The 7,714-nt window shown below is 71.4% G+C and carries 9 protein-coding genes; 4 read left to right on the forward strand and 5 right to left on the reverse strand.

Annotated elements, in window-relative coordinates; all coding sequences use genetic code 11:
- Window positions 1-526: 526 nt before the first annotated feature.
- Entirely contained in the window at window positions 527-1,204 is a 678-nt protein-coding gene (locus tag AOJ26_RS39365; RefSeq protein WP_053853143.1) for an SGNH/GDSL hydrolase family protein, read from the forward strand.
- A gap of 16 nt (window positions 1,205-1,220) precedes the next feature.
- Here AOJ26_RS39365 and AOJ26_RS39370 read toward each other — a convergent pair whose 3' ends face one another.
- From AOJ26_RS39370 to AOJ26_RS39385, 4 genes are all read right to left on the reverse strand, one after another.
- Complete coding sequence (locus AOJ26_RS39370) at window positions 1,221-1,949, reverse strand: carbonic anhydrase (RefSeq protein ID WP_053853144.1); 729 nt, start codon at window positions 1,947-1,949, stop codon at window positions 1,221-1,223.
- A gap of 160 nt (window positions 1,950-2,109) precedes the next feature.
- On the reverse strand, window positions 2,110-2,895 hold the full coding sequence (locus AOJ26_RS39375) for an ABC transporter permease (protein WP_053853145.1): 786 nt from the start codon (window positions 2,893-2,895) through the stop codon (window positions 2,110-2,112).
- Window positions 2,892-3,842, reverse strand: a complete 951-nt coding sequence (locus tag AOJ26_RS39380; RefSeq protein ID WP_053853146.1) for an ATP-binding cassette domain-containing protein — start codon at window positions 3,840-3,842, stop codon at window positions 2,892-2,894. Before AOJ26_RS39380 ends, AOJ26_RS39375 begins: the two co-directional genes overlap by 4 nt.
- A gap of 38 nt (window positions 3,843-3,880) precedes the next feature.
- Entirely contained in the window at window positions 3,881-4,546 is a 666-nt protein-coding gene (locus AOJ26_RS39385; RefSeq protein ID WP_053853147.1) for a DUF4097 family beta strand repeat-containing protein, read from the reverse strand.
- Between the two features lie 227 nt (window positions 4,547-4,773).
- Between AOJ26_RS39385 and AOJ26_RS39390 the strand changes: the two genes are divergently transcribed.
- Window positions 4,774-5,526: a GbsR/MarR family transcriptional regulator gene (locus tag AOJ26_RS39390; protein ID WP_053853148.1), complete on the forward strand. Its 753-nt coding sequence runs from the start codon at window positions 4,774-4,776 to the stop codon at window positions 5,524-5,526.
- Here AOJ26_RS39390 and AOJ26_RS39395 read toward each other — a convergent pair.
- On the reverse strand, window positions 5,519-6,277 hold the full coding sequence (locus tag AOJ26_RS39395; RefSeq protein WP_053853149.1) for an aminoglycoside adenylyltransferase family protein: 759 nt from the start codon (window positions 6,275-6,277) through the stop codon (window positions 5,519-5,521). The two genes, AOJ26_RS39390 and AOJ26_RS39395, sit on opposite strands and share 8 nt — an antisense overlap.
- Window positions 6,278-6,373: 96 nt before the next feature.
- Between AOJ26_RS39395 and AOJ26_RS39400 the strand changes: the two genes are divergently transcribed.
- Entirely contained in the window at window positions 6,374-6,961 is a 588-nt protein-coding gene (locus AOJ26_RS39400) for a Uma2 family endonuclease (protein WP_053853150.1), read from the forward strand.
- A 17-nt stretch (window positions 6,962-6,978) separates the two neighbouring features.
- Window positions 6,979-7,614 (forward strand): maltokinase N-terminal cap-like domain-containing protein, encoded by a 636-nt coding sequence (locus AOJ26_RS39405; protein ID WP_053853151.1) that lies wholly within the window; start codon window positions 6,979-6,981, stop codon window positions 7,612-7,614.
- Window positions 7,615-7,714 lie beyond the last annotated feature (100 nt).

Below are 7,714 nucleotides of genomic sequence, written 5' to 3' on the forward strand. Positions count from 1 at the left end.
GGTGAACGCAGAAGCCGAAGGGGCGGGGGGCCGCAGAAGCCGAAGCGCGAAAGGCCGGAGGATCGGGGCGCCACAGACGCCGAAGCGCGAAAGGCCGGAGGATCGGGCGCCACAGAAACCGAAGCGCGAGAGGCCCGAGGGAAAGTGGCCCGGGTTTCGTGACCACCTCGGGCTCGGTGCGGAGGGCCGCGGGACGCCAGGGGCTGCTCGGTGGTCGGCCGTCGGCCACGCAGAGCGGCGGGGTTCGCGCCGTCGAACAGCCGGGGCGGGCGCGGTCACGAAGTCCTGAGACGGGGTGACGGAAGCTCGCGACCAGAACCCGCGGGGAGAGGCCCGGCCTCGAAACCGGACGCCGGGGCAGCGGAGCCGGGACCGGCGGGAAGCCGCGCGGGCAGGAGAGGCCGAAAACCCGGGCGGCGCAGAGGCGGGTGCGGCGGGGGCGCCGGTGCGGCACCGGTTCGTCCGCCGGTGTCGGCGTGGGCGGACTCACACGCCGGAGCGGGTCTCGATGATCCATCATGAGCGGATGCTCAGATTCATGCCGGTCGGTGACTCGATGACGATCGGAAGCGCGGGGGAGCACACCTGGCGGTACCGGATGTGGCGGCACCTACGGGACAGCCACGGCGGTCCCTTCGCCCTCGTGGGACCGCGCGAGACGCTGTACGACAAGGCGGCCGGCGCCCCGACCTCGTACGAGTACGCCGACCCCGACTTCCCCCGGGCCCACCTGGCCGGCTGGGGCGAGGGCTGGCTGCACATGGCCCCGCTGATCGAGGAGGCGGTACGGACGCACCACGCGGACGTGCTCCTGGTCTCGCTCGGCCTGATCGACCTGGGCTTCTACACGAACGCGGAACAGACCGCGGAGAACGTCCGCGCCTTCGTCGCCGGGGCTCGCCGGGCCAACCCCCGGATCCGGATGGCCGTCCTCCCGGTGATCCCCAACGTCCGGGCGGAGACCGACCCGCCCTTCGCCACGGAGGTCACCCGCTTCAACGAGCTCCTGGCCAAGGCGATCGCCGACCTGGACGAGCCCCGCTCCCCCCTGCTGCCGGCGTCGCCCCCGTCGTCGTACGACATCAGCCACGACACCTACGACGGCACCCACCCGAACGCCAGCGGCGAGCACAAGATCGCGGCGGCCTTCGCGGAGGCCATGTACCAGGCGTGGGGTCTCGGCGAGCCCTACGACGCCGGCTGACGGGACTGCGCCTCGGTCAGAGGCAGTGCACCGCCTGCGTGGTCAGCTCGTAGCGCGCGCCCACGACGGCCAGTTCGCCCGAGTCCACCTTGGCGGCCAGGTCGGGTTCCGCCGCGAGCCGTGCCCGGACGAGCCGTATGTTCGCGTCGACCGTGGCGTCGATCCGCGCGTCCCCCGTCTTCGTACGGTCGATCGCCGGGCTGATCTGCTCGGCCAGGTACTGGATGTGGGCGGGCAGGTGCGCACCCGTCCCGTCCGCCTGGACCGCCGCCTTCACGGCCCCGCACGACTGGTGGCCGAGCACCATCAGCAGCGGGATCCCCAGTTCGAGCACCCCGTACGCGAGGCTGCCGAGCACCGCCTCGTCGAGGACCTGGCCCGCGGTGCGCACGGTCATCAGGTCGCCGAGGCCCTGGTCGAAGACCAGCTCCGGCGCCACCCGGGAGTCGATGCAGCCGAGCACGAGGGCGAAGGGGTGCTGGGCGGTGGTCAGCGCCTGCCGGACGGCGGGCGTCTCGTCGGGGTGCCGCTCGCGGTAGGTGCACCAGCGCCGGTTGCCCTCGGCCAGCTCGCGCAGGGCCTCCTCGGCGGTGGTGGGCCGCTTGCGCGGCGGAACCGCGGCGGGCGCGGCGACGGCGGCCGGGGTGCCGGCGGCGAGGCCGGTGCCGAGGGCCGCGGTACCGGTGAGCGCGGCGCGCAGGAGGGCGCGCCGCGCGGTTCTGTGGGGTCGCTGGTCGGAGGTCACGGAGGGGAACGTACGTCCGACCCGTTCCCCTCCCGTCCGGATTGCCTTTTCATGGCCGGGCGTTGGTGTTTCATGGGCGAACACTGAACCGTTCTTGGCCGACACCGGGGCCGCCAATCTGTGGACCGGGGAAGGGAGTTGGCCCGCCCGGTCCACGCGGTCACCTCGGCTCGCCGTTGAACCTCGCGGTCGCCCAGCGGTAGCCGAGCACCGCGAGCCCGAGGCACCAGGCGACGGCGATCCAGCCGTTGGCCCCGATCTCGGTGCCGAGGAGCAGTCCGCGCAGGGTCTCGATGGCCGGGGTGAAGGGCTGGTACTCGGCGATCGGCTGGAACCAGCCCGGCATCGCGTCGACCGGGACGAACGCGCTGGAGATCAGCGGCAGGAAGATCAGCGGCATGGCGTTGTTGCTGGCCGCCTCGGCGTTGGGGCTGATCAGTCCCATGCCGACGGCGATCCAGGTCAGCGCCGTGGCGAACAGCACGAGCAGCCCGAAGGCGGCCAGCCACTCCAGGACGGTGGCGTCGGTGGAGCGGAAGCCGATGGCCACGCCGACCGCGCCGACCAGGACCACGCTGACCACCGACTGGAGCACACTGCCGACGACGTGTCCGACCAGCACCGAACCGCGGTGGATCGCCATCGTCCGGAAGCGGGCGATGATGCCCTCGCTCATGTCGTTGGAGACGGAGACGGCGGTGCCGATCGTGGTGGAGCCGATCGTCATCAGCAGCAGGCCCGGGACGAGGTAGGCGACGTAGTCGGAGCGGTCGCCGCCGCCGATGCCCGCGCTCATGGTGTCGCCGAAGACGTAGACGAACAGGAGCAGCAGCATGATCGGCGTGAGCAGCAGGTTCAGGGTCAGCGAGGGGTAGCGCCGGGCGTGCAGGAGGTTGCGGCGCAGCATCGTGGAGGAGTCGCGCACCACGAGGGCGAGGTTGCTCATCGGACGGTCTCCTTGGTCGGGGCGGGGCCGGTCAGGGCGAAGAACACGTCGTCCAGGTCGGGGGTGTGCACGGTCAGTTCGTCGGCCTCGACGCCGGCCGCGTCGAGCCGGTCGAGGAGGGCGCGCAGCTCGGACTGGCTGCCGCCGCTGGGGAGTCGCAGGGTTAGGGACTCGTCGTCCCCGGTGACCTCGCGCAGTTCGCGGGCGGCGCCGCGGTAGGCGTCCGGGTCGGTGAAGCGGAGCCGGACGTGTCCGCCGGGGACCAGGCGCTTGAGCTGTTCGGCGCTGCCCTCGGCGGCGATCCTGCCGTCGTGGAGGACCGCGATGCGGTCGGCGAGTTCGTCGGCCTCCTCCAGGTACTGGGTGGTGAGGAAGACGGTGACGCCGTCGGAGACCAGCTCCCTGATGATCTGCCACATGGTGTGCCGGGAGCGGGGGTCGAGGCCGGTGGTCGGTTCGTCGAGGAAGATGATCCGCGGGTCGCCGACGAGGGTCATGGCGATGTCGAGGCGGCGCTTCATGCCGCCGGAGTAGGTGGAGGCGGGCTTCGCGGCCGCACCGGTGAGGTCGAAGCGCTCCAGCAGGTCGGCGGCGACCTTGCGGCCCTCGCTCCTGGGCAGGTGGTGCAGGTCGGCCATGAGCAGCATGTTCTCCTCCCCGGTGATCAGTCCGTCGACCGCGGAGAACTGCCCGGTGACACCGATGGCGGCGCGCACTCCCTGCGGGTCGGCGGCCAGGTCGTGACCGCCGACGTGGATGTCACCGGTGCCCGGGTCGGCGGGGACGAGGGTGGAGAGGATCTTGACGGCGGTGGTCTTGCCGGCACCGTTCGGGCCGAGGAGGGAGAAGATCGTGCCGGCCGGCACCCGGATGTCGATGCCGTCGAGGACGGTCCTGTCCCCGTAGGACTTGCGCAGTCCGTTCGCCGCTATGGCCAGGTCGGTCATGGTGGGTGCTCCTTGAGGGGGCTGTGGGAGGCCGTGGGTCAGAGGCCGCGGGCGGTGATGTCGCCGTGGGTGGTGGTGGCGCGGACGGTCAGGGCGGCGCGGGCGCCTTCGGTGTTGTTGAGGGTGTTGTGGATGCGGCCGTGGGAGGTGCCGGCGTCCAGGGCGGCGGAGGCTGCGGTCGCGAGGGTGATGTCGCCCTGCCGGGTGGTGAGTTCGAGGGTGCCGGTGACGGCTTCGTGGACGGTGATGTCGCCGCGCTGGGTGCTGATCCGGCCGGGTCCGGTGAGGCGTTGGACGGTGACGTGGCTGTCGGTGGCGGTCAGGCGCAGGCTCGCGGCTTCGTCGATCTTGACCGGGCCGTGGGCGCCGTCGAAGGTGATGTCGCCCAGGCGTCCGACGGCGCGGAACTCGGCGGCGGCCGTGCGGGCCTGGAGGTGGGAGCCGGCCGGGACCTGGAGGGTGACCTCGACGGTGCCGGAGGGTCCGAAGTACTGGTTCTTGGCGGCCGGGGCGGTGATCCGCAGGACGCCGTCGCGGTGCTCGACCTCGACCTGCTCGGCGGCTTTGGCGTCGCGGCCGCGGGCGGGGTGGGCGGGGCGGATCTCGACGGTGGTGTCGGCACGGTCGGCGGCGATGACCTGGACGCGCCCGGCGGGCAGGGCGATGACGGCGGTGACCGGGCTGGGGGTGTCGAACTGGTGCATCAGGTGCTCCTGCGTTTCGTCGTCACTGTTTCCGATGCACGAAAAGCTACGTTGCATTCACTAGATAGGCAACATACTTGTTGCGCGAAAAGGTCATCATCGCAGGTGAATGCCGCGATTTCATTGCAACGAATCGGAAAGTAACGCAACGCCCATCCCGCATTCGTTGCAACAGATCAAAAGTGAACGCTATGCTGCGGGCACCAGGAACCACGAAGGAGGCCGCGATGCCGGGAGGCAGGCTCACCCAGCAGGAGCGGCAGCAGATCGCGCTGGGAGTGGCCGACGGCCTCGCCTACGCGGAGATCGCCCGCCGCCTCGAACGCCCCACCTCGACCATCACCCGCGAGGTCATGCGCAACGGCGGCCCCACCGCCTACCGCGCCGACCTCGCCCACCGTGCCGCCGAACGCCGGGCCCACCGCCGCCGGCAGACCGCCCCGCGCGCGGCACAGGCGCCCGCACCGGCCCACGGCCGCGATCCCGAAGCGGTGCGCGACTACGAGGAGGTGTTCACCACCGTCCTCATGCAGACGGGCGTACCCAAGATGATGGCGAGGGTGCTGACCTGCCTCTACACCAGCGACACCGGCACGACGACAGCCGCCGAACTCGTCCGGCGCCTCCAGGTCAGCCCGGCGTCCGTCTCCAAGGCCATCAGCTACCTCGAGAACCAGGGCCTGGTCCGCCGCGAGCGCGACGAGCGGCGCCGCGAGCGCTATGTCGCCGACGACGACGTCTGGTACCAGTCCATGATCGCCAGCGCCCGCGGCACCATACAGCTCGCGGAGACCGCCCGGCAGGGCGTGGGCGTCCTCGGCCGGGACACCCCGGCCGCCGCCCGCCTGGAGAACATCGCCCGCTTCCTCGACTTCGTCTCCGAGAGCATCACCCGCGCCGCGGACCAGGCCCGCGAGGTCCTCCACACGAGACCGGAGCCCGCCCCGGACAGCGAGCCCACCCCCGGCAGCGCTAGCTGACCGACTGGCGTCCGATGGCGCCGACGAGGAAGTCGGCGCAGGGACGGACACCGGCCCGCAGCTCGCCGCTCCACCGCTCCTCCGCTTCCCCGAGGTAGATCGCCTGGGCGTGGGCGAGAACCGCCCGGTGCCCTTCCGGCAGCCGTGCGGCGGCCCAGTCGGCGGCGGCGTCCTTGGAGCGGATGCTGTCCGTGGCGAGAGTGGTCCAGATCCGGGCGAGGGTGAGCAGGACGTTACGGGTGTCGTGCTCCAGGTTGTCCAGGAGCTGCGGGACCCCGGCGACGATCGCGCGCCTGAGGTCCACGAGCGGTACCCGGTCGAGGAGTTCGGCGGGCGCGGGCCCGTGGAGGGCCGTGTTCCCGGCCAGGGTCATGGTGAGCAGGGTCGCGAGATCGGGGCTGGACTCGCGCTCGGGCAGCACACCCCGCTCGTACTCCTCGCGCAGCCACTCCCCGTACAGGAAGTCGCAGACGGGCGGGTACCGCCACGGCCGCACCTCGTCCTGCACGACGACGATCAGCTCGACGGGCCGGGCGCCCGGGACGCCGGACACCCGCATCAACTCCCCTACCAGGGACCGGCGTTCGTCCCGGCTCAGTGACCTGCGGGCGACGACCAGCACGTCGATGTCGCTGTGCGGTCGCAGACCGGCGAGGACGGCGGAGCCGTGGAGGCAGATGCCGAGGACGTTGTCGCCGAGGGTGCGGTGGAGGAGGGGAAGCAGCTCAGCGGCACCGTGGTCCTCCGACATGGCGTCTCCTCCGTCCCTCCGTGTCCCGGTCACCGTGCGTATCGTTGTACCGCGCGGCTGCACTTGTCCACGGGGCAGCCGGGGAGGAGCGCCACGATGACCGTCCTCGAAGACAGGATCGCGATGGCCGAGAGCGACAACACGAGCACGCTCGACGAGATGTTCGAGCGTCTCGAGACGATGCCCGTCCCCGAGGGATACAAGGTCGAGATCGTCGAGGGGACCATCTACATGTCGCCGCAGCGGGACACCCACTGGGAGATCATCCTGGACATCGTCGAGCAGTTGCGGACCAGGTACCCACGAACACGCGTGAAGTCCGACGTGCGCATCGACTACCCGGGGCACCTCAACGGATTCGCGACCGATGTGACGGTGATGGCCGACGGCGCCGCCAAGTCGGAGGACGGCCACTGGTCCTACGAAGACGTCGAGTTCGTCGCCGAGGTGATCTCCAAGGGCACCGCGGCCAACGACTACGGTCCGAAGAAGGCCGCCTACGCCACCGCGGAAGTGCCCGTCTACGTCATCGCGGATCCGTACCAAGGGCGGTGCCACATCTACACCGACCCCAAGGGCGGCGACTACGAGGTCGAGACCAGGGTGCCCTTCGGCAAGGACGTGGACCTCACCGGCACCGTCGTCGGTCTCACCCTCAGAACGGATGAGTTCCCCCGTGACTGACTGACAGAATCCGCCGCATGTCGATCATCCACAAGACCACCGTCAAGCCCACCAAGCTGGAACTCCTCACCGCCTGGCTGCCCTCCCGCCCCTGGTACACCGGCACCGGCACCCCGGAGCTGACCAGGGCCGGCGGCTTCCGGCTGGACGACCCGGAGGGCGAGGTCGGGATGGAGTTCCTGGTGGCCGTCGACTCCTCCGGACCCGAACCCCTCACCTATCTGACCCCCCTCACCTACCGCGCCGCCCCGCTCCCCGGCGCCGAACACGCCCTCGTCGGCACCATGGAGCACGGTGTGCTGGGCCCCCGCTGGGCCTACGACGGTGTCCACGACCCGGTGCTGCGCAGCACACTCCTCGCCCTGTTCGAGGGCCGCGTCCAGGCCCAGGCACAGAGCGTCAGCGACACCCCCGACCACGAGGTCGCCCACTCCTTCACGGGCTCCGGTCTCACCGTCCCCGAGGGCCCCGTCGAGGTCACCGAGGACCGGGACGGCACCGGGTTCGCCCTCCCGGACGGCACCGTCCTGCGCCTGCACCGGCGCCCGCGGCCCACCGCCCCCGAGGGCGCCGTCGGCCAGGTCACCGGGGCCTGGGACGCACCGGACGGCACCCGCGCCCGAGGCGTCTTCGCGAGCCTGCACACCCCCTGAGGACACGGGTGTCACAGCGGGCCCGGCTGTCTCGTCCCGAGCGGTGGACCCACGCCCACCCGCCGCCTGAACGGACGTCAGAACCCCACATCCGCCCCCC

Origin of the sequence: Streptomyces sp. NRRL B-24085, from assembly GCF_001282115.1 — a bacterium.
Taxonomy (GTDB): domain Bacteria; phylum Actinomycetota; class Actinomycetes; order Streptomycetales; family Streptomycetaceae; genus Streptomyces.